Annotated in this window: 20 protein-coding genes and 2 pseudogenes; 17 read left to right on the forward strand and 5 right to left on the reverse strand. The window is 59.5% G+C overall.

All coding sequences use genetic code 11. The features are described from left to right. Positions 1 to 73: 73 nt before the first annotated feature. Together AC3Y64_RS08710 and AC3Y64_RS08715 are read right to left on the reverse strand one after the other, a co-directional pair. Positions 74 to 865, reverse strand: coding sequence for a hypothetical protein (locus tag AC3Y64_RS08710; RefSeq protein WP_489987122.1), 792 nt, complete (start codon positions 863 to 865; stop codon positions 74 to 76). A gap of 102 nt (positions 866 to 967) precedes the next feature. After that, positions 968 to 1,918, reverse strand: a complete 951-nt coding sequence (locus AC3Y64_RS08715; RefSeq protein WP_489987123.1) for an alpha/beta hydrolase — start codon at positions 1,916 to 1,918, stop codon at positions 968 to 970. Positions 1,919 to 2,048: 130 nt separating this feature from the next. Between AC3Y64_RS08715 and aroC the strand changes: the two genes are divergently transcribed. The 5 genes and pseudogenes from aroC (at position 2,049) to AC3Y64_RS08740 (ending at position 5,154) form a co-directional block, all read left to right on the forward strand. After that, positions 2,049 to 3,140 carry a chorismate synthase gene (gene aroC / locus AC3Y64_RS08720; RefSeq protein WP_489987124.1) on the forward strand — a complete coding sequence of 364 codons (1,092 nt, stop codon included), beginning with the start codon at positions 2,049 to 2,051 and terminating at the stop codon, positions 3,138 to 3,140. Positions 3,141 to 3,171: 31 nt separating this feature from the next. Further along, positions 3,172 to 4,317, forward strand: coding sequence for an MFS transporter (locus AC3Y64_RS08725; RefSeq protein WP_008080931.1), 1,146 nt, complete (start codon positions 3,172 to 3,174; stop codon positions 4,315 to 4,317). After that, positions 4,314 to 4,406 (forward strand): annotated as a pseudogene (locus AC3Y64_RS08730) (methylthioribulose 1-phosphate dehydratase); the annotation flags it as partial. The gene AC3Y64_RS08725 and the pseudogene AC3Y64_RS08730, both read left to right, overlap by 4 nt. A 21-nt stretch (positions 4,407 to 4,427) precedes the next feature. After that, a pseudogene (locus tag AC3Y64_RS08735) lies at positions 4,428 to 4,514 on the forward strand (methylthioribulose 1-phosphate dehydratase); the annotation flags it as partial. A 94-nt stretch (positions 4,515 to 4,608) separates the two neighbouring features. Next, positions 4,609 to 5,154, forward strand: coding sequence for a 1,2-dihydroxy-3-keto-5-methylthiopentene dioxygenase (locus AC3Y64_RS08740; RefSeq protein WP_489987125.1), 546 nt, complete (start codon positions 4,609 to 4,611; stop codon positions 5,152 to 5,154). A gap of 105 nt (positions 5,155 to 5,259) precedes the next feature. On the opposite strand, the gene AC3Y64_RS08745 is transcribed toward AC3Y64_RS08740, so the two are convergent. Beyond that, a complete protein-coding gene (locus tag AC3Y64_RS08745; protein WP_053118700.1) occupies positions 5,260 to 5,538 on the reverse strand; it encodes a DUF3509 domain-containing protein in 279 nt (92 codons plus the stop codon). Between the two features lie 390 nt (positions 5,539 to 5,928). Between AC3Y64_RS08745 and AC3Y64_RS08750 the strand changes: the two genes are divergently transcribed. The 9 genes from AC3Y64_RS08750 (at position 5,929) to AC3Y64_RS08790 (ending at position 13,972) form a co-directional block, all read left to right on the forward strand. Further along, positions 5,929 to 7,767 carry a long-chain-acyl-CoA synthetase gene (locus AC3Y64_RS08750; RefSeq protein WP_489987126.1) on the forward strand — a complete coding sequence of 613 codons (1,839 nt, stop codon included), beginning with the start codon at positions 5,929 to 5,931 and terminating at the stop codon, positions 7,765 to 7,767. Positions 7,768 to 7,864: 97 nt separating this feature from the next. Then, the gene (locus AC3Y64_RS08755; protein ID WP_489987127.1) at positions 7,865 to 8,383 is read left to right on the forward strand and encodes an ankyrin repeat domain-containing protein; all 519 of its coding nucleotides are present in this window, start codon (positions 7,865 to 7,867) and stop codon (positions 8,381 to 8,383) included. 164 nt (positions 8,384 to 8,547) lie between these two features. Continuing rightward, positions 8,548 to 9,078, forward strand: a complete 531-nt coding sequence (locus tag AC3Y64_RS08760) for a hypothetical protein (protein WP_489987128.1) — start codon at positions 8,548 to 8,550, stop codon at positions 9,076 to 9,078. 71 nt (positions 9,079 to 9,149) lie between these two features. Further along, complete coding sequence (locus tag AC3Y64_RS08765; protein ID WP_007914053.1) at positions 9,150 to 9,341, forward strand: PLDc N-terminal domain-containing protein; 192 nt, start codon at positions 9,150 to 9,152, stop codon at positions 9,339 to 9,341. 182 nt (positions 9,342 to 9,523) lie between these two features. Then, positions 9,524 to 9,757 (forward strand): hypothetical protein, encoded by a 234-nt coding sequence (locus AC3Y64_RS08770; RefSeq protein WP_007914057.1) that lies wholly within the window; start codon positions 9,524 to 9,526, stop codon positions 9,755 to 9,757. A 209-nt stretch (positions 9,758 to 9,966) separates the two neighbouring features. Continuing rightward, the gene (locus AC3Y64_RS08775) at positions 9,967 to 10,314 is read left to right on the forward strand and encodes a ribonuclease E inhibitor RraB (protein WP_007960698.1); all 348 of its coding nucleotides are present in this window, start codon (positions 9,967 to 9,969) and stop codon (positions 10,312 to 10,314) included. Positions 10,315 to 10,799: 485 nt separating this feature from the next. After that, positions 10,800 to 12,209, forward strand: a complete 1,410-nt coding sequence (locus AC3Y64_RS08780; RefSeq protein ID WP_257357858.1) for a circularly permuted type 2 ATP-grasp protein — start codon at positions 10,800 to 10,802, stop codon at positions 12,207 to 12,209. A 12-nt stretch (positions 12,210 to 12,221) separates the two neighbouring features. Beyond that, the gene (locus tag AC3Y64_RS08785) at positions 12,222 to 13,172 is read left to right on the forward strand and encodes an alpha-E domain-containing protein (protein WP_016982907.1); all 951 of its coding nucleotides are present in this window, start codon (positions 12,222 to 12,224) and stop codon (positions 13,170 to 13,172) included. Continuing rightward, complete coding sequence (locus AC3Y64_RS08790) at positions 13,169 to 13,972, forward strand: transglutaminase family protein (protein ID WP_489987129.1); 804 nt, start codon at positions 13,169 to 13,171, stop codon at positions 13,970 to 13,972. Before AC3Y64_RS08785 ends, AC3Y64_RS08790 begins: the two co-directional genes overlap by 4 nt. Positions 13,973 to 14,093: 121 nt before the next feature. Here AC3Y64_RS08790 and AC3Y64_RS08795 read toward each other — a convergent pair whose 3' ends face one another. Next, a complete protein-coding gene (locus AC3Y64_RS08795) occupies positions 14,094 to 14,873 on the reverse strand; it encodes a c-type cytochrome (protein ID WP_489987937.1) in 780 nt (259 codons plus the stop codon). A gap of 627 nt (positions 14,874 to 15,500) precedes the next feature. Between AC3Y64_RS08795 and AC3Y64_RS08800 the strand changes: the two genes are divergently transcribed. From AC3Y64_RS08800 to AC3Y64_RS08810, 3 genes are all read left to right on the forward strand, one after another. After that, positions 15,501 to 16,706: an acetyl-CoA C-acetyltransferase gene (locus AC3Y64_RS08800; protein ID WP_489987130.1), complete on the forward strand. Its 1,206-nt coding sequence runs from the start codon at positions 15,501 to 15,503 to the stop codon at positions 16,704 to 16,706. 24 nt (positions 16,707 to 16,730) lie between these two features. Continuing rightward, positions 16,731 to 18,875 carry a 3-hydroxyacyl-CoA dehydrogenase NAD-binding domain-containing protein gene (locus AC3Y64_RS08805; protein WP_489987131.1) on the forward strand — a complete coding sequence of 715 codons (2,145 nt, stop codon included), beginning with the start codon at positions 16,731 to 16,733 and terminating at the stop codon, positions 18,873 to 18,875. A gap of 92 nt (positions 18,876 to 18,967) precedes the next feature. Continuing rightward, the gene (locus AC3Y64_RS08810; RefSeq protein WP_489987132.1) at positions 18,968 to 19,690 is read left to right on the forward strand and encodes an amidotransferase; all 723 of its coding nucleotides are present in this window, start codon (positions 18,968 to 18,970) and stop codon (positions 19,688 to 19,690) included. An 84-nt stretch (positions 19,691 to 19,774) separates the two neighbouring features. Here the strand turns inward: AC3Y64_RS08810 and AC3Y64_RS08815 are convergent, their stop codons facing one another. After that, entirely contained in the window at positions 19,775 to 20,746 is a 972-nt protein-coding gene (locus AC3Y64_RS08815; protein ID WP_038366894.1) for a magnesium and cobalt transport protein CorA, read from the reverse strand. Between the last annotated feature and the right edge of the window lie 71 nt (positions 20,747 to 20,817).

The raw sequence follows: 20,817 nt of genomic DNA on the forward strand, positions 1-20,817 counted from the left end.
CAACATCCGAGTACGACACAAAACCTGTGGGAGCGTGGCTTGCCCGCGATGGGAGCGCCTCGGTGTTGAATCTTTACCGATGCGTAGCAATCCAGATCAACAGCCCCGCCTGAAACACCGCAAACGCCACCAGACAAGTAATCGTGAACCGCAGCCCCGCGTCCTCACGCTTGAACTTGCTGACCTTGTCTTCCTGCTTCTTCAGCTTCACTTCCTGCTCGGCCAGATTTTGCTCCGCTTGCTGAAGCATCTGCGCCGCTTCGAGAATCTCAACAATCTGCAGCTTTTCGCTGTTCCAATCGCCCAGCAGATCCCCGACCTGTACCGCTTTGACGCTGCCCTTCAAATGCTGGGCATCGGCGTACGCCACATCAAACCCGTGCACGCGCAGAAAGTGATCGCGACGCAGACGGGTGTCTTCGTTCAGCGCGTCCTTGTTGTTCAAGTCCATGCCGTCGACGGTGTAGGTCGGCCAACGTTTTTTCGCCCAATTGATGCCTTGCGCGGCCATGTAGCGGCCGATGCCACGGTTCATCGGTTCGATCTGCAAGCCGCTGTCGGGGCCGAAGTGCACACGCTTGGTCGTGTGATCAACCCACACATCCAGCTGATTCTGCTCTTTACGCACACGCTGGCCGGGCAGTTTGATCGCCATGCGCATCAGGCTTTTTTCTTTGCTGTTGCGCTCGGCGTAACCGAATTCAACGAAGCGCAATGGCCGCCCACCGGTGTTGCGGTCGGTTTGCAGCGGGGCCAGGCGGAGCATCTTGTGGTGCTCGACGTGGACATCTGCCCACGGCAGCTCGACCGCTGGCGGTGCGTCTTTTTCAGCGGTGGTGTCGGGTGAAGTCTGGGTATCAGTCATAACGGCGAGATCCTGTCCAAGCCCTGCTTGTCGCCAGCCATTGCGCTGGCGACAAAGGCTTATCGGCCGTTTCTTTCAGGACTAGAGGGTAAACGGCGCTTATCAGGTGCGAAGTCCGTCAATAAACTCGATGATTTTCGCGCCGAGCTCTGCGGCCAGCGGCAAATTCGGATCCTTATAGGAAGCCAGTTGCCGCTTCATGTCGTTGTGCACAATGCGCATGACATGGTTCATGCCTTCGATCACCACCAGTTCGGCGTCCGGCTTGGCGGCTTTGAGCAGCTTCGCGTCCTCGGTGCCGACCTGAATATCGTTGCTGCCCTGAACAATCAGCGCTGGCATCTTCAGTTGCGCGAAAGCCTTGGCCGGATCCTGACGGAACAGCGAAATCAGATAAGGCTGCACGCTCGGGCGGAAAATCACCTGCAACGGCTGCGGCACATTGTCATCGGTGTGGCCGGCCTTGAGGCTGTCGAGCAGTTCGTTGCTGCGCAGCATCAGCGGTGGCGGCAGGCTGCGCGCCAATTGTTCGCGGATCACCTGATCGACCGGGCGGGCGCTGCCGGACAGGGAAATCACCGCCGCCGCATCGACCTCCGGCGCGGCCAGCGTGGCAATCATCGCGCCTTCGCTGTGGCCCAGCAGAATCAACTTGCCGAAACGCGGATCAGCCTTGAGCTTGCGTGCCCAGGCCTGCGCATCGGCGACATAGGCTTCGACCGACAAATTGCGCTCATCCGGCGTCGCCGCCAGGCTCGCAGCCACGCCGCGCTTGTCGTAGCGCACGCTGGCGATGTTGTGTTTGGCCAGCACCCATGCCAGCCGTTTCAAGCTGTCGTTGCGCCCGCCGTCGGGGTTGTTTCCGTCACGATCCGTAGGACCCGAGCCAGAAATGATCAGGACAACCGGCACCGGATTGTCGGACTTCGGCAGCAACAGCGAGCCGAAAAGCTCACCGGTGCCGGTATCCAAAGTCACCGGACGTTGTAGGACCGTCGCTTGGGCAAAGCCCGTAAAGAGGGTAAGACTCAAGATCAAAACTCGCAGCATCATCACGCCATCATTCGCCAAGGTGCCGGTTGGACTCGCCAGCACCACTAAGGTTCGAGGATGAACTACTCGGTTAGCCTGCGTATACTGGCGCGCATCACGAATTTGGGTTTGATTTCACGGAGCGTCCTGCATGTCCGGCAATACCTACGGCAAGTTGTTCACTGTCACCACCGCTGGCGAAAGCCATGGTCCGGCGTTGGTCGCCATTGTCGACGGCTGCCCGCCGGGCCTGGAGATCTCCCTCGAAGACCTGCAGCGCGACCTTGATCGCCGCAAGCCCGGCACCAGCCGCCACACCACTCAGCGTCAGGAAGCCGATGAAGTCGAAATCCTTTCTGGCGTGTTCGAGGGGCGCACCACCGGTTGCTCGATCGGCCTGCTGATCCGCAACACCGACCAGAAGTCCAAGGACTACTCGGCGATCAAGGATCTGTTCCGCCCGGCCCACGCCGACTACACCTATCACCATAAATACGGCGAGCGCGACTACCGTGGCGGTGGCCGCAGCTCGGCGCGCGAAACTGCGATGCGCGTTGCTGCCGGTGCGATTGCCAAGAAATACCTGGCCACTCAAGGCATCGTCATCCGTGGCTACATGAGCCAGCTCGGTCCGATCGAAATCCCGTTCAAGACCTGGGACTCGGTGGAAGACAACGCCTTCTTCAGCCCGGATCCGGATAAAGTCCCGGAGCTGGAAGCCTACATGGACCAGTTGCGTCGCGACCAAGACTCGGTCGGCGCAAAAATCACCGTCGTCGCCGAAGGCGTGATGCCGGGCCTGGGCGAGCCGATTTTCGACCGTCTCGATGCCGAACTGGCCCACGCGCTGATGAGCATCAACGCGGTCAAAGGTGTGGAAATCGGCGCCGGTTTCGCCTGTGTTGCCCAACGCGGCACTGAACACCGCGATGAACTGACCCCGGAAGGTTTCCTCAGCAACAATGCCGGCGGCATCCTCGGCGGCATCTCGTCCGGTCAGCCAATCGTTGCCCATCTGGCATTGAAACCGACGTCGAGCATCACCACGCCGGGTCGTTCGATCGACGTCCATGGCAACCCTGTGGACGTCATCACCAAGGGCCGTCACGACCCGTGCGTCGGCATTCGCGCCACGCCGATTGCCGAAGCGATGATGGCCATCGTGCTGATGGATCACCTGCTGCGTCACCGTGGCCAGAACGCCGATGTGCGTGTGAACACGCCGGTACTGGGTCAGCTTTGATGGCAGGCCTCAAAGCCGTCGCGGCATAACCGTGGCGGCGCTCCCTTACTGGCGGCTGTCCAGTTTCTATCTGTTCTATTTCGCCTTGCTTGGTTCGACGGCGCCGTTTCTGGCGCTGTACTTCGATCACCTTGGCTTCAGTCCGGCGCGGATCGGTGAACTGGTCGCCATCCCGATGCTGATGCGCTGCGTGGCACCGAACATCTGGGGCTGGCTCGGTGATTACACCGGCAAACGCCTGGCCATCGTGCGCTTCGGCGCAGTGTGCACGCTGCTGACCTTTTCGCTGATCTTCGTCAGCAAGACCTACGCCTGGCTGGCGATGGTCATGGCGCTGCACGCGTTCTTCTGGCACGCCGTGCTGCCGCAGTTCGAAGTCATCACCCTGGCGCATTTGCAGGGGCAGACCTCGCGGTACAGCCAGATTCGTTTGTGGGGTTCGATCGGTTTCATCATCACCGTGGTCGTGCTCGGTCGCCTGTTCGAATGGCTCAGCCTCGACATCTATCCCGCGGCGCTGGTGCTGATCATGGCCGGCATCGTCCTCAGCAGCTTGTGGGTGCCGAACGCGCAACCGCCGCAAGGCAATCGGCCGAACGGCGAGGGTTTTCTCAAGCAACTGCGCAATCCCGGCGTGCTGGCGTTTTACGGTTGCGTCGCACTGATGCAAATGAGCCACGGCCCGTATTACACCTTTCTGACCTTGCACCTTGAACGACTCGGCTACACACGCGGCACCATCGGCATGCTCTGGGCTGTGGGTGTGGTTGCCGAAGTGCTGATGTTCATGGCCATGAGCCGGATTCTGGCGCGGTTTTCCCTGCGCCGGGTGCTGCTGGCAAGTTTTCTGCTGGCGGCGCTGCGCTGGTTGCTGCTAGGTTCGTTCGCCGAGTTTCTCTGGGTGTTGTTGTTCGCGCAGATTCTGCACGCGGCGACCTTCGGCAGTTTTCACGCCGCTGCCATCGCCTTCGTGCAACGCAGCTTCGGCGCGCGCCAGCAAGGCCAGGGCCAGGCGTTGTACGCCGCACTGGCCGGTACCGGCGGTGCGCTCGGCGCGTTGTATTCCGGTTACAGCTGGAATGCCCTCGGCGCGACATTGACCTTTAGTATTGCCAGTCTCGCGGCGCTCGCTGCTGCCGTTATCATTGCCACACGTATGCAAGAGGACAGGCCATGAGCCTTACGCGTGAACAACTCGTCCAGCCAAACGTCGACGCCGGGCATTTTCTTTACGGTCGCGGCTGGTCGCCGGCCACCAGCAGTAACTAATCGACGCGCCTGTCGCCGAGCGAATCGCTGCGGCAGATCGAGGCTTTTGAATTTCTGTTTCAATGCGAGTTGAAAAACCGCAGCGTCATGAACCGCCAAGGCTGACTTCACTAGAAGCAGCCCATTCGCCTGATGAAATGCTGTGCCTGACCGGTCTGCAAGAACCGGACGGCAACGCCGATACCGAGGAATAGCCCCAATGAGCAGCCTGTCCGTCTATCACGTTTCCACCCCCGACATTCCGAACAAGGTGCTGACCCATTTCGAAGACATCGCTTCGACTCTGGCCGAGCAGGGCGTGCGTTTCGACCGCTGGCAGGCCGCAGCGAAGATCCAGCCGGGCGCGACCCAGGAAGAAGTGATCAGTGCCTATAAAGAGCAGATCGACAAACTGATGACCGAGCGCGGTTACATCACTGTCGACGTCATCAGTGTGAACAGCGATCACCCGCAAAAAGCCGAATTGCGCGCCAAGTTCCTCGAGGAACATCACCATGGCGAAGACGAAGTACGATTTTTCGTCGCCGGTCGTGGGCTGTTTACCCTGCACATCGACGATTACGTCTACGCGGTACTGTGCGAGAAGAACGACCTGATCTCCGTTCCGGCCGGCACCAAGCACTGGTTCGACATGGGCGAGCATCCGCATTTCATTGCGATTCGTCTGTTCAATAATCCGGAAGGCTGGGTTGCCAATTTCACCGGCGACGACATTGCAGGTCGCTTCCCGCGTCTGGAGGACTGAGGCGGAGTGAGCAAGTTGACTCCCACAGGGATTGGCGTCAGGCACAAAAAAACAGGCCGTGAAGCGCATGCTTCACGGCCTGTTTTGTTTAAAGCGGTGTGAGTGTTACAGCGAGTGATACGTCGGCAGGGCAAAACGCTGCTGGCTTTGCAGCATGCCGATCTGCGGCAATTCACTGGCTTGTTCCGCCAGGTCACGACGGATTGCGCTGATCGCCCACGACAGTTGGTCGCCGGCATGCAGTTGTTGATAAGTCAGTGCGCGTTTAAACACTTTGCCGTCGCTGCTGCGCAGAGTCAGCAGGATCCCGCCATCGGGACGTGGCGCGGTGGTGACGTCGAAGTTGGAGAACAGGGAGGTAAATTTTTCTTGGATCAGGCTCATGTCTTTCAGCTCCGTATGCACTTGAATGGCAAGCATGCAGAGGAGGTTGCAGCGATTGTGCCAGCATTTGGAAATAAAAATATCGTTATAAATCAATAATTTGTAGGCGCCTTAAATTTAAGGTGTCGTGCAATCTGCATGAATGGCCATCGTGCATCCTGCATTTTGAGGGATCGTGGTCGATCCTGCGGAACCAATCGATCCGCAGAGGATCGCTGCGAGCGCCGCCGGCTCGGCGGATACAAAACATTGCAAAAACCGCGTGTACAGCCCGAGAAGCGCTGACGTATTTTCGATCTCGACCTGCGCTCGGATGCGTCGGTTGCTTCAAGCCAAAGCCCGAAAAATAAAAACATCGACCTGCACGCCAAGGTCGAACGGGGAGCTTCCATGCGGCACGCGCCAAGCGACACGATTACCTGGAGCATGATGCTCCGCAAACTGCCGACGATTGCCAAAGCCATCCCACGGGTGGTCAAAGGCATGAAGGTGGCCAATGTCACGGATCCGACCCAAAGCTGTGGCCTTGGCTTTACATTCGAGCAAGCGACGCTGCGCAATCCCGACGGGCCGGCGTTATTGCACGGTGACGTGGCGCTGACCTATTCGCAGGTCAACCAATGGGCGAACCGCATCGCCCACTATCTGAACGGGCAGAGCATCGGCAAGGGCGATGTGGTCGCGGTGTTCATCGAAAACCGCCCGGAATTGCTGGTGACCATTCTTGCGCTGGCCAAGGTCGGTGCGGTCAGCGCGCTGCTCAATACCTCACAGACCCGCGACACATTGATCCACAGTGTGAATCTGGTCCCACCGGTGGCGATTGTCGTTGGCGAAGAATTGGTTCCGGCTTATGCGGCGATTCGCGATCAAGTGGCGATCACGGCACCGCGCACTTGGTTTGTCGCCGACCAGGACACTTACAGCCATCCGGGCATTGCGCCCGATGGTTACATCAATTTGATCAGCGCCAGTGCCGACGCTGCCAGTGACAATCCGCCGAGCAGCCAGCAGATCTTTTTCGACGATCCGTGTTTCTACATCTACACCTCGGGCACCACCGGCCTGCCTAAAGCCGGGGTGTTCAAGCACGGGCGCTGGATGCGCAGTTCCGCCAGTTTCGGCATGATCGCCCTCAATATGGGCCCCAACGACGTCGTCTACTGCACCTTGCCGCTGTATCACGCCACCGGTCTCTGCGTGTGTTGGGGCTCGGCGGTTAACGGCGCTTCAGGCTTCGCGATCCGCCGCAAGTTCAGCGCCAGCCAGTTCTGGAACGACGTGCGCCGCTATCGCGCGACCACCATCGGCTACGTCGGCGAGTTGTGCCGTTATCTGGTCGATCAACCGGCCAGCGCCGACGACAACCGCCACGACGTGCGCAAAATGATCGGCAATGGCTTGCGCCCCGGTGCCTGGGCGCAGTTCAAGACGCGCTTTGCGGTGGATCATATCTGTGAGCTGTACGCGGCGAGCGACGGCAATATCGGCTTCACCAACATTCTCAACTTCGACAACACCATCGGCTTCTCGCTGATGGCCTGGGAACTGGTCGCTTACGATCACGCCAGTGGCGAACCGCTGCGCAGTGCAGACGGTTTCATGCGCAAGGTCGGCAAGGGCGAGCAGGGCCTGTTGCTGGCGCGCATCGATGAGAAAGCGCCGCTGGATGGCTACACCGATCCACAGAAAACCGCCAAGGTTGTCCTTCACGACGTGTTTAGCAAAGGCGACCGTTTCTTCAACACCGGTGATCTTTTACGCAACATCGGTTTCGGTCATGCGCAATTTGTTGATCGCCTGGGCGATACCTACCGTTGGAAAGGCGAGAACGTCTCCACCACGGAAGTGGAAAACCTGCTGCTGCAACACCCGCTCATTTCCGAGGCCGTGGCCTACGGCGTGGAAGTGCACAACACCAACGGGCGCGCCGGCATGGCCGCGATCACCCCGGCGGAATCTTTGGCGACTCTCGATTTTGCCGAGTTGCTGAGTTTCGCGCGCCAGCGTATGCCGGCTTACGCGGTGCCGTTGTTCCTGCGGGTCAAGGTGAAGATGGAAACCACCGGCACCTTCAAATACCAGAAAACCCGTTTGAAAAACGAAGGCTTCGATCCCGGCCAGACGGGGGATGATCCGATTTTCGCCTGGCTGCCGGGCAGTGAAACCTACGTGCAGGTCACCGATGAAGTGTTGGCCGACATTCATCAAGGCAAATACCGCTATTGATTCTGGCTATGGCTCGGCTTGAGAAAAAGGGGGTGACAGCGTCCGTCGCGCTCGGGAAACTGTCGGCTTTCCGATTGACCGAAAGTGGAGTTGCCCCATGTCCGACCAAAGCCGCCAGATGACCCCTGAAGAAGCTGCCGAATTCACCGAGCAGGTTTTCAACAAGGCACGCGACGGTGATGCCGAGATGCTTGATCGCCTGGTCACGGCCGGTTTGCCGGTCAACCTGAAAAACAGCAAGGGCGACACGCTGCTGATGCTGGCCAGTTACTACGGGCATGTCGATGCGGTGAACGTGCTGCTTAAACACAAGGCTGACCCGGAAATGCGCAACGGCAACGGCCAGAGCCCGATCGCCGGCGCGGCGTTCAAGGGCGATCTGGCGGTGGTCAAGGCGTTGGTCGAGGCGGGCGCCGAGATCGAAGGTTCGTCGTTTGATGGCCGGACTGCGCTGATGATGGCGGCGATGTTCAACCGTGTTGAAATCGTTGATTACCTGATCAGCAAAGGCGCCAACGCGCAAGCCAAGGACGCCAATGGCGTGACCGCACTGGATGCGGCGCGCACCATGGGTGCCGTCGATACCACAGCTCAACTGGAAAAACTCCAGGCCTGATAAGGTCAAAAGATCGCAGCCTGCGGCAGCTCCGACAATGATTGCGTTTGCCGCCCATATCGCGGACGAACGCTTTACCTGTAGGAGCTGCCACAGGCTGCGATCTTTTGCTTTGTGCGCTATCCTCCGCGCCCTCAAAATTCAAATCCACAGGATCCGCCCTCATGAAAGCCGCACTCGTCGAACTCATCAGCAAAATCAGCTCCGGCTGCATGGGCGAGGACGAGATCCTGAAAGTGGCTGACGAAGCGGCGCTGGCTTACGCCGATGCCGACGCCTTTCTGACCGCCAATCCGGACATCAACTACGACGACACCTTTCCGATCCCGTTGGGCGAGTGGGTGGTGGTCGGCAGCCTGCCGGAAACCGTGCTGTTCCAGGCCGACACCTACGTTGACCTGTTCGCCCAGATCGTGGCCTCGTTCGGCCCGACCGTCGACTTCAACCTCAAACCCAAGCAATTGGCCAAGACCGAAGCGCTGACTGCGCTCAATCGCATCCAGGTGCAGATGAGCAGCCTGAACAAGGAAAACGGCGGTTACACGCTGATGAACTTCAGCCAGTTGCTCGACGATGAGCTGCAGATGGTGCTGGTTTACGGCAACGACGTGCCGCGCGTGCTGCAACTGTGCGCCGAAGTCGGCATCGCCGCCGCGCCGTCTCTGGAAGCCTTGAAGATCGCCGTTCACGTCTGAACGCAATAAAAGGGAACCCTGCGCGCGACCGTCTATCCTAAAAGTGCATGCCACTATTCTGGAGCGACACCATGGGTTCCACGTTCAACGGTCTGATCGGTCTGATCATCCTCGCCCTCGACATCTGGGCCATCATCAATGTGTTGAAAAGCGGCGCGACCACCGGGATGAAAATCGTCTGGGTGCTGCTGATCATCCTCCTGCCAGTGCTGGGCCTGATCATCTGGGCAATTGCCGGACCGCGGGGCAACGTGCGGATCTGAACCCAGTCTCCAATGCCAACACATTGTGTGGGAGCTAGCTTGCCAGCTCCCACATTTGCCTGGCCGTGCAGTAGATGTCGTTTTTTTCATGTTCGCCCGCTGTAATCCTTTTGAACCAACTTTCGGCGGTTACAGTCGAGATAGTTGTAAGCCCATTTGCGGGTTTGATCGAGGAGGCACCGATGCAAAAGTGGAAAGTCACTTTCGTGGACGATCATGGTGAAATTGTCGATGAGGTGTTCGAGCGCGCGGAATGCCCCAGCGACGATGAGGCCGCTCGATTGATCAAGGCACGGCTTCTGCCCGTCGCCGCCGAACTGGACCTGAACGATCTGGAAGGGCGCACAGCCGATGCTGGCGTGAAAAGCCTGAAAACCCAGAACAGCATCGAAATCCGCAGCATCACCCCAATCTGACATTCTTCTTGTCACCTTCCGCACCAGGCCTTGGCAGCAGCTCTATCTTGGGGCTACTCTGCAACTGAGATCAGCGAACGGATCGCTAAGGTCTGGTCTTGTCAGCTACATGCTTGTTCCCGCGTGCAACCACGTTGCCGTAGTACTTAGGCCAGAGGCCCGGGGCGGGAATACGGAAAGTCTATCCATCTATGCGAGGGGGACGATTCATGAGCACAGCCTATCAAGAAGACATCAGCAGCAATGTTCTGCGCCGCATGAAAGAAGGCGGTTTCGATTTTTCCCGATTCCATCCCATCGAGTTCTACGCCATTTTCCCGGACGAGGAGCGGGCGCGCAGGGCGGCAGGCAAATTTCGCGGTGAATCCATCAATGCCCAGGTCAGTGCGCGCGACGACGGCGCCTGGTCGCTGGAATTGAGCAAAGTGATGTACGCGACCTATGACGATATAGGCGACTTCGAGCAGGGCTTTTCCGCCGTGGTCGAACCGCTGGGCGGCATCATCGAAGGCTGGGGCGTCAAGCAGGAGGTGCGCAACCGCCACCGTTTGAACTGATCTCTTGATTCAACTGTTGAGCAACGGCTGACCTTCGGGTCGGCCGTTGTCGTTTCTGGTGACCGTAAAGTGTGTGGCAAAACCCTGAAACAAGAATCCGAGGCAAAAAAAGCCACCGGAGAGGGTGGCTAAAAGGGAAGACCGATAAGGAGAGCAAACCGGTCAGGGTTACAGCGGGGCGGGCTGCGAGGGCAGTCCAGGTCAGTTGAGCTGGCGGCTTCGCGGCGCTATGCGCGGGGAAGTTTTGCAGCGAATGCGCGGATTATCCGCACGCGGCGGCGGGCAGTGAAATCAACTCTGACTATGCTGGTGATAGGCGATGCAATGCGTCGCAATGAAGCGGGGGCAATCGGCTTGGGGCATTTGCCGCACAGGAATGGTGCGGTGTCTGCGGCGTCAATATCCAACCGATTGAAATCAAAGCGTTTATGCCGATGGCACGGGCCTTGCGAAGGCCTGTATGTCCGGGTGACAAGGAGTACGGCATGATCCGCACCTATTTTGATGAGATGTACGATGCCGGCGGCCAGGTTCGCCCGCATTATCGGGAGTTTGCCCGTTGGCTGGCCGAGACGCCTGACGAACTTCTCGCCCAACGGCGCCGCGAGGCCGATTTGCTGTTTCACCGTGCCGGGATCACGTTCACGCTGTACGGCGATGAGCAGGGCACCGAGCGGCTGATTCCTTTCGACACTATTCCGCGCAGCATTCCCGCCAGTGAATGGCGGATCGTCGAGCGCGGCTGCATCCAGCGGGTCAAGGCGCTGAACATGTTTCTCGCCGACCTTTATCACGAACAGCGCATCATCAAGGCCGGGATCATCCCCGCCGAACAGGTGCTGGCCAACGAGCAATATCAGTTGGCGATGCAAGGCCTGGATCTGCACCGCGATATCTATTCGCACATCTCCGGCGTCGATCTGGTGCGTGATGGCGACGGCACGTACTACGTGCTTGAAGACAACCTACGCACGCCGAGTGGCGTGAGCTACATGCTCGAAGACCGCAAGATGATGATGCGCCTGTTCCCGGAGCTGTTCGCCGCGCAGCGCATCGCACCGATCGACCACTACCCGAACCTGCTGCTCGACACCCTGAAAAGCTCCAGCCCGATCGACGATCCGAGCGTGGTGGTGCTGACGCCGGGGCGCTTCAACAGTGCGTTCTTCGAGCACGCGTTTCTCGCGCGGGAAATGGGCGTTGAACTGGTCGAGGGCGCGGATCTGTTCGTGCGTGACGACAAGGTCTTCATGCGCACCACCGACGGCCCGAAAGCGGTGGACGTGATTTACCGTCGCCTCGACGACGCGTTCCTCGATCCGCTGGCGTTCAACCCGGACTCGATGCTCGGCGTGCCGGGGCTGTTGTCATCCTACCGTTCGGGCAACGTAGTGCTGGCCAACGCCATCGGCACCGGGGTGGCGGATGACAAATCGGTCTATCCGTTTGTCACCGACATGATCAGGTTTTACCTCGACGAAGAGCCGATTCTGAAAAACGTGCCGACCTGGCAGTGCCGCAACCCCTCTGAACTTTCCCATGTTCTGGCCAATCTTCCAGATCTGGTGGTCAAGGAAACCCAGGGCTCCGGTGGATACGGAATGCTGGTGGGGCCAGCGTCGACGAAGGCGGAAATCGACGCCTTCCGCGAGCGCATCAAAGCCAAGCCCCACGCGTACATCGCGCAGCCGACGCTGTCGCTGTCGACCTGTCCGACCTTTGTCGAAAACGGCATCGCGCCGCGCCATATCGACTTGCGCCCGTTTGTCTTGTCCGGCCGCGAAACCCGTGTGGTGCCTGGCGGTTTGACCCGTGTGGCGCTGCGCGAAGGCTCTCTGGTGGTGAATTCCTCCCAGGGCGGCGGAACCAAGGACACCTGGGTGGTCGAGGATTGAAGGAAGCTTGCCATGTTAAGTAGAACTGCCTCGGATCTGTATTGGATGTCGCGTTACCTGGAGCGGGCGGAAAACCTCGCACGGATGCTCGACATCAGTTATTCGCTGTCGCTGATGCCGCAGGATGGTCGCGGCGACGGTCTGCACGAATTGGCCATGCCGCTGCTGATCACCGGCACGCTCGACGACTATCTGGAGCGTCACGGCGCGTTGCATGCCGAACGCCTGCTGCATTTCTTCGCCCTCGATGCAGCCAATCCGGCGAGCATCTACAGCTGCCTCGGCGCTGCGCGGGCCAGTGCCCATGCCGTACGCGGACGTATCACCGCGGACATGTGGGAGAACATCAATTCGACGTGGCTGGAGATTCGCGGGATCGCCGAGCAAGGTCTCAGTCGCTACGGCATGAGCCGTTTCTGTGAGTGGATCAAGGAGCGCTCGCACCTGTTCCGTGGTGCCTCTTACGGCACGATCATGCGCAACGATGCCTTTCGTTTTATTCGCCTCGGCACCTTTATCGAACGGGCGGACAACACGTTGCGGCTGCTCGATGCCCGCTACGAAATGGCCGGCGATCAGGCCGAAGCGGTCAGCGATGGCACGGCCCACGCCTATTACCAGTGGAGTGCGCTGTTGCGTGCGCTGTCCTCGTTCGAGGCCTACACCGAAATCTACCGTGATGCGCCGGGCGCACGGCATGTTGCCGAGTTGCTGTTGTTGCGCGCCGATGTGCCGCGTTCGTTACGGGCCTGTACCGAAGAGATCGACCAGATCCTCGCGCAACTGCCTGGGGCCAACGGCCGACCGGCGCAGCGACTGGCCGCAGAAATGGACGCGCGCCTGCGCTACACCGGCATCAACGAAATCCTCGAGGAAGGCCTGCACGCTTGGCTGACCGAGTTCATCCCGCTGGTGCGCCAGTTGGGCAATGCCATTCACAGTTCCTACCTGGAGGCTGCATGAGACTTTCCATTAGCCACGAGACCACCTATCACTACGAAGATAAGGTGCGGGCGAGCATCCAGTACCTGCGGCTGACACCCCACGACAGCGAGCGTCAGCATGTGCTGAGCTGGCAGCTCGACCTGCCGCGGCCGGTGCGTGCGCAACTCGATCCGTTCGGCAATATCCTGCATGTGCTGACCATGGATGAGCCCCACGAAGCGATCATCATTGGCGCGCGCGGGCAGGTCGATATCGACGAATTGCGCGAGGCCGAGCATGAGAGCCAGTCGGCGCTGCCGTTCCTGCGCTTTACCCGCTTGACCGAAGCCGATGAGGCGCTGCGAGCGTTTGCCGAGAAATCCTGCAAGCAGCGACGTGACCGCACGGCGCTGATTGATCTGATGCACGGCTTGAATCAGCACATGACCTATACGCCGGGCTCGACCGAAGTCGACACCAGCGCCGCCGAAGCTTTCGCCGGGCGCGCCGGGGTTTGTCAGGATCACACACACGCGTTTCTGGCGTGTGCACGTAGCCTCGGCATTCCGTCACGCTATGTATCGGGTTATTTGTACAGCGAGGATTGCGAACATCTGGCCAGCCATGCCTGGGCGGAAGCGTGGCTGGATGACGCCTGGTACAGCTTTGACGTGACCAACGAACTGGCGCGGCCGGAACGACACCTGAAGCTGGCAGTAGGTCTGGATTATCTGGATGCCTGCCCGGTGCGCGGCATGCGCCGGGGCGGCGGGTGTGAGCAGATGCACGCCAAGGTATTCGTCTCGCCGACCCCGGTGATCTCCGTCCAGCAACAATAGAGTCGGTATACCGCTATCGCTGGCAAGCCAGCTCCCACAGGATGACCGCTGATTCGAACTCTGCGCATACCCTGTGGGAGCTGGCTTGCCAGCGAAGAGGCCAGTCATAACACCCTAAGGTTTACGGCTTAACCTTCCGCCCAGCCATGTGTTGCAAATATCCGATCAACATCTGCAAATCCCCCTCCGGCAACACTTCCGCCGAAAACCCCGGCATCTTCGCCTGCGGCCACTGGCGCAAACTCTGCGGATCCCGGATGTAGCGCTTGAGGAAATCCACCCCGAAATATTCGGTCGGGCTGTAAGGAATATTCAGATCCGGCCCAAACTGCGCATCCCCCGCACCGTTCAAGCGGTGACAGGCCAGGCAATTCTTCTGAAACAGCGCAAACCCCCGATTCACCGGGTCATCCGCCTTCAACGTCGGATCCGGCAGCAGGGCAGGGAAGCGTTCGGCCACCGGCGCCATGCGCTTGATGCTCGCCACTTCGAACGGCCATTGCTCGGGGCTGATATTGCCTGCCTGCGGATCCGTCCACACCAGGTAGAACGGCCCGGCGCTGTGCTTGCCTTTCGATAACGGCGGCCACGGCATGGCGGGATCTTCGATGGCCAGCCAGGCTCGTGCGCCATCGCGGTTGAGCAGTGGCGCTGCGGCCAGTTCTGCGGCGAAGCCGTCCAACGCCACTGCCTGCAGGTGATCGCCGGGTTTAATGCCGGTGAGCAGCGCGGCTACTGGCACGGCGAGGTAGGTCATGTCCTTCTTGTAGGACACATCGTTTTTTATCGTGAGGGTTTGCACCTGAGGATGCTTGAGCAGTTCTTCGGTCTGCCAGGTGCGGCTGTTTGCGCCGAGCTGCAAATCCAGCTGAGCGGCAGACAAGGGCATGCTCAGCAGCATGGCCCCGTACACAATGAGCGCTTTCAAATGACCGCCGTCCCTGTCGTGGAAGTGCGCAAAGGTTGGCACAGCCACGCTGGCCCGGGTAGCGGGCCAGTCACATTTTTAGTGGCGATAGACCGCAACGGCCCCGTGATTCAACCGATGACCTTGGTCAGATTCGGCAAAATCAACAACAGCGTCGTGGCGAAAAGAATGAGTCCTGCTTGACGAACTTTCGGTTGTTTGAACATGGCTTGACCGCCTTTTTTGTTATTTCCTGATGCTTGCCTGCATATCCATGACGGCAAGCGCTGCACTTCCTGTTGAAGAACGCCGGCCTCGGCAAAACCCGACGACCCTGACGTACATGTACTACCTTAGGGCCCGCGTCACGCTTGGCTTAGATCCATTTCATATGGAATTGCTGCCAATTGCGATTAAAAAGGCATGAGGCGTATTGCCAGCTTCTTTGCCGCCCGCTTGCTAGACAACTCGCCGACCTGAACCGGTTCACCCACGGCGCGATGACCGTCCGTCTGAGCGTGTGGGTCAAGCGCATTGAGCGCTGTGGTCATTGAATCGATAGGCGCTCGGGTCAAGAGTGAGGGCACAAGTATTCACTCACCGCACAGGTTCGAGGACGTCATGACCCAAGCTTTGATTTTCGATGCGCTACGCACGCCACGCGGCAAAGGCAAGGCGGACGGCGCCCTGCACAGCGTCAAACCGGTGAATCTGGTGGCCGGTTTGCTGACGGCGCTGCAGCAGCGCACCTCGCTGGACACCAGCCAGGTTGATGATGTGGTGCTCGGCTGCGTCACGCCGATTGGCGATCAAGGCTCGGACATCGCCAAAACCGCGGTGCAAGTGGCCGACTGGGACGTCAGCGTGGCCGGCGTGCAGATCAACCGCTTCTGCGCCTCGGGGCTGGAAGCTGTGAACCTCGGCGCGATGAAAGTGCGCTCCGGTTTCGAAGACCTGGTGGTGGTTGGCGGCGTCGAGTCGATGTCGCGGGTGCCGATGGGCAGCGACGGTGGCGCCTGGGCGCTGGATCCGCAGACCAACTTGCACAGCCACTTCACCCCGCAGGGCGTTGGCGCAGACCTCATCGCGACGCTCGAAGGTTTCAGTCGTCAGGACGTCGATGCCTACGCTTTGCACTCGCAACAGAAAGCCGCGCGGGCCCGCGCCGATGGTTCGTTCAACAAATCGCTGGTGCCAGTGCAGGATCAGAACGGCATCATCTTGCTCGATCACGATGAGTTCATCCGTGCCGAATCGACGCTGGAAGGTCTGGGCAAGCTCAAGCCAAGTTTTGAAATGATCGGCCAGATGGGCTTCGACGCAACCGCGCTGCGGGTTTACAGCCACGTCGAGCGGATCAATCACGTGCATACACCGGGCAACAGTTCCGGGATTGTCGACGGTGCGGCGCTGATGCTCATCGGTTCCGAATCCAAGGGCCGCGCGCTCGGCCTGCAACCTCGGGCGCGAATTGTCGCCACGGCTGTCACCAGCACCGACCCGACCATCATGCTCACCGGCCCAGCGCCTGCCACGCGCAAAGCGCTGGCCAAGGCTGGCCTGCGCGTGGAGGACATCGACCTGTTCGAAGTCAACGAAGCGTTTGCCTCGGTGGTATTGAAGTTCATCAAAGACATGGCCGTTGACCCGCAGAAGGTCAACGTCAACGGCGGCTCCATCGCCATGGGCCACCCGCTGGGCGCCACCGGGTGCGCGATCCTCGGCACCCTGCTCGATGAATTGGAAGCCCGGCGCCTGCGCTATGGCCTGGCGACGCTGTGTGTCGGCGGCGGCATGGGCATTGCCACCATCATCGAACGTCTCTGAGCCCCGAATTCAAGGAACCTTGTTATGAGCGAAGCCATTCGTTACGAAAAAGGCCAGGACGCCATCGTCGTGCTGACCATCGACATGCCGGGCCAGAGCGCCAACACCATGAACGCTGTGTACCGCGAGGCCATGGCCGCGTGCGTCGCCCGGCTGGTCGCCGAAAAAGACACTATTGCTGGCGTGATCATTACTTCAGCAAAAAAAACCTTCTTTGCCGGCGGCGACCTTAATGAACTGATCAAGGTCGGCAAGCCGCAAGCGAAAGCCTTCTACGACATGGTGCTGACCCTCAAAGCTCAGTTGCGCACTTTGGAAACCCTCGGCAAACCGGTGGTCGCGGCGATCAACGGTGCGGCGCTGGGTGGCGGTTGGGAAATCTGTCTCGCCTGCCATCACCGCGTGGCATTGGACGATGCCTCGGTGCAACTCGGTCTGCCGGAAGTGACGCTCGGCCTGCTGCCGGGCGGCGGTGGAGTGGTGCGCATGGTGCGCATGCTCGGCATCGAGAAAGCGCTGCCATATCTGCTAGAAGGCAAGAAAGTACGCCCGCAACAAGCTTTGCAGGCCGGTTTGATCGATGAGCTGGCGGCGGATCGCGATGAACTGCTGGCCAAGGCCCGCGCCTGGATCGTTGCCAATCCGACGGCGGTGCAGCGGTGGGATGTGAAGGGTTATCAGCTTCCTGGCGGTACGCCGTCGAACCCGAAAGTCGCGCAAATGCTGGCGATTGCGCCGTCGATTCTACGCAGCAAGACCCAAGGTACGTTGCCTGCGCCGGAGAAGATTCTGTGTGCAGCAGTGGAGGGCGCACAGGTCGATTTCGACACCGCGCACCTGATCGAAACCCGTTACTTCACCGAGCTGACCACCGGGCAGATTTCGAAAAACCTGATCGGCACGTTCTGGTTTCAGCTCAACGAGATCAACGCCGGTGGTTCGCGGCCGCAGGGCTTTGCGCCGTATAAAACGCAGAAGGTTGGCGTACTCGGTGCCGGGATGATGGGCGCCGGGATCGCTTTCGTCAGTGCTTCGGCCGGTATCGATGTGGTGCTCAAGGACATCAATCTGGCGGCGGCCGAGAAAGGCAAGGCGCATTCGGCGGCGCTGCTGGACAAGAAAGTCGCTCGCGGTCAGATGGATGCTGTGCAGCGGGAAGCTGTGCTGGCGCGGATTCACACCACTGAAAGTGATGCGGATCTGGCCGGATGCGATCTGATCATCGAAGCGGTGTTTGAAGACCGCGACCTGAAGGGTAAGGTTTCTGCCGCAGCCCAGCAGGTTGTCGGCGCGGACGCTGTCATCGCTTCAAATACCTCGACGCTACCGATCACCGGGTTGGCGACTGCTGTGCCGGATCCTGGCAAATTCATCGGCCTGCACTTCTTCAGTCCGGTGGAAAAAATGCCGTTGGTGGAAATCATCAAAGGCGCGCAGACCAGCGATGAAACCCTCGCGCGCGGCTTCGATTTCGTCCTGCAAATCAAGAAAACTCCGATCGTGGTCAACGACAGTCGTGGCTTCTTTACTTCGCGCGTGTTCGGCACCTTCACCAATGAAGGCATCGCCATGCTCGGTGAGGGCGTGAGCGCACCGATGATCGAGACCGAAGCGCGCAAGGCCGGGATGCCGGTCGGGCCTCTGGCGATCTCAGACGAAGTTTCCCTCAGCCTGATGAGCCATATCCGTCAGCAAACGGCCAAGGACCTACAGGCGGAAGGGAAACCGCTGATTGAGCACCCGGCCTTCGCCGTGATTGACTTGCTGCTCAACGAATACAAACGGCAGGGCAAAGCCGCAGGTGGCGGTTTCTACGATTATCCGGCGGGCGGCCAGAAGCATTTGTGGCCGGAACTGAAGGCGCGTTTCGAGAAGGCCGACGGGCAAATCTCGCCGAAGGATGTGCGTGATCGTTTGCTGTTCGTGCAAGCCATCGAAACTGTGCGCTGCGTGGAGGAGGGCGTGTTGACCTCGACGGCGGACGCCAACGTCGGCTCGATATTTGGTATCGGTTTCGCCGCGTGGACTGGCGGTGCGCTGCAGTTCATCAATCAGTATGGGGTGAAGGATTTCGTCGCCCGGGCGCAGTATCTGGCTGAGCAGTATGGCGAGCGCTTCACACCGCCGGCGCTGCTCCTGGATAAAGCCGCGAAAGGTGAAATGTTCTAAGGGGAGCGAGCACTTCGGGGCTTGCCTTGCCAGGGTGTTTCAAGGCAGGCTCTGGGGTGTTCATTATTCCCATCACGTGTCAGGTATTTTTTATGTCGCTACGCATCTGCATTCTGGAAACCGACATCCTGCGTCCGGAACTGGTCGATCAATATCAGGGTTACGGGCAGATGTTTCAGCGCCTGTTCTCGCAGCAACCGATCGCCGCCGAGTTCACCGTCTACAACGTGATGCAGGGCGAATACCCGAGCGATGATCAAGCCTTCGATGCGTATCTGGTCACCGGCAGCAAGGCCGATTCGTTCGGCACCGATCCGTGGATCCAGACCCTCAAGGACTACCTGCTGACCCGCTATGAGCGTGGCGACAAACTGCTCGGCGTGTGCTTCGGCCATCAATTGCTGGCGCTGCTGCTGGGTGGCAAGAGCGAACGCGCGACTCAGGGCTGGGGCGTCGGCACCCACAATTACAAACTGGCTGCGAAGGCGCCGTGGATGAGCCCGGTGCGTGAAGAACTGACGCTGTTGATCAGCCATCAGGATCAGGTCACCGCGCTGCCGGAAAACGCGACGGTCATCGCGTCCAGTGATTTCTGCCCATTTGCCGCGTACCACATCAACGATCAGGTGCTGTGCTTCCAGGGGCACCCGGAATTCATCCACGATTACTCGCGGGCCTTGCTGGATTTGCGTCAGGAAGCGTTGGGGACGCAGATCTACAGCACAGGCGTGGCCAGCCTCGAGCAGGAACATCATGGCGCCACGGTTGCGGAGTGGATGATGCGTTTTGTGGCGCATAAGCCAGAAACCGCTTAATAGCAGATCAAAAGATCGCAGCCTTCGGCAGCTCCTACACTGAAACCCTGTAGGAGCTGCCGAAGGCTGCGATCTTTTGCTTTTCTACAACCACCCCGACTTCTTGAAGCTGGCCCACAAACTCACACACCCCACCGTAATAAACCCCAGCACGCCAAAATAGCCGTAATGCCAGCTCAACTCCGGCATGTTCTGGAAGTTCATCCCGTAAATTCCTGCCACCGCTGTCGGAAACGCCAGAATCGCCGCCCAGGCAGCAAACTTGCGCTGCACCACGCTCTGCCGTGACGCCTCAAGCAACACACCAATCTCGATGGTCTGGCTGGCAATATCAGCCAGGGTGCTGAGGTCTTCCATCTGCCGTGTCACATGGATCTGCACATCGCGAAAGTACGGGCGCATGTTCTTGTCGATAAACGGGAAGCTCAGCTTCTGCAATTCCTCGCCAATCTCCACCATCGGTGCCGCGTACCGGCGCAGGCGCACGACGTCGCGACGCAAGCCGTGCAGCTTCTGAATATCACGCTCGTTCAACGCGCTACACAGCACGTTGCGCTCGAGTTCATCGATCTCGGCATGGATCGCTTCACCGACCGGTTGATAGTTCTCGATGACGAAATCGAGCAGGGCATAGAGGACGAAATCTTCCCCGTGCTCCAGCAGCAGCGGGCGTGCCTCACAGCGTTGGCGGACATGGGCGTAGGACGCGGAGTGACCATTGCGCGCGGTAATGATGTAGCCCTTGCCGGCGAAGATGTGCGTTTCAATGAACTGCAGGACGCCGTTTTCGCGGATGGGCGAGTAGGTGACGATAAACAAAGCATCACCAAAGGTTTCCAGCTTTGGCCGACTGTGTTTTTCCAGCGCATCTTCGATGGCCAGTTCGTGCAGGTTGAACTGACGTTGCAGGTTGGACAGCTCTTGCGCGTCGGGCTCTTCCAGGCCGATCCAGACAAAGTGGCCGGTTTTCGCGGCCCAGGCCGCGCCTTCATCAAGGGAAATATTGGTGACTTTCTTACCTGCGCTGTACACCGCAGCAGCAACAACTCGACCCATGGTGGTGATTCACTTTTTCTTGGCAGATGGCAGGGAATGCAAGGTTTCAGCTTAGCCGTGTCGCTGCTTGA

Source organism: Pseudomonas sp. 4CAES_32.4 (assembly GCF_058136335.1).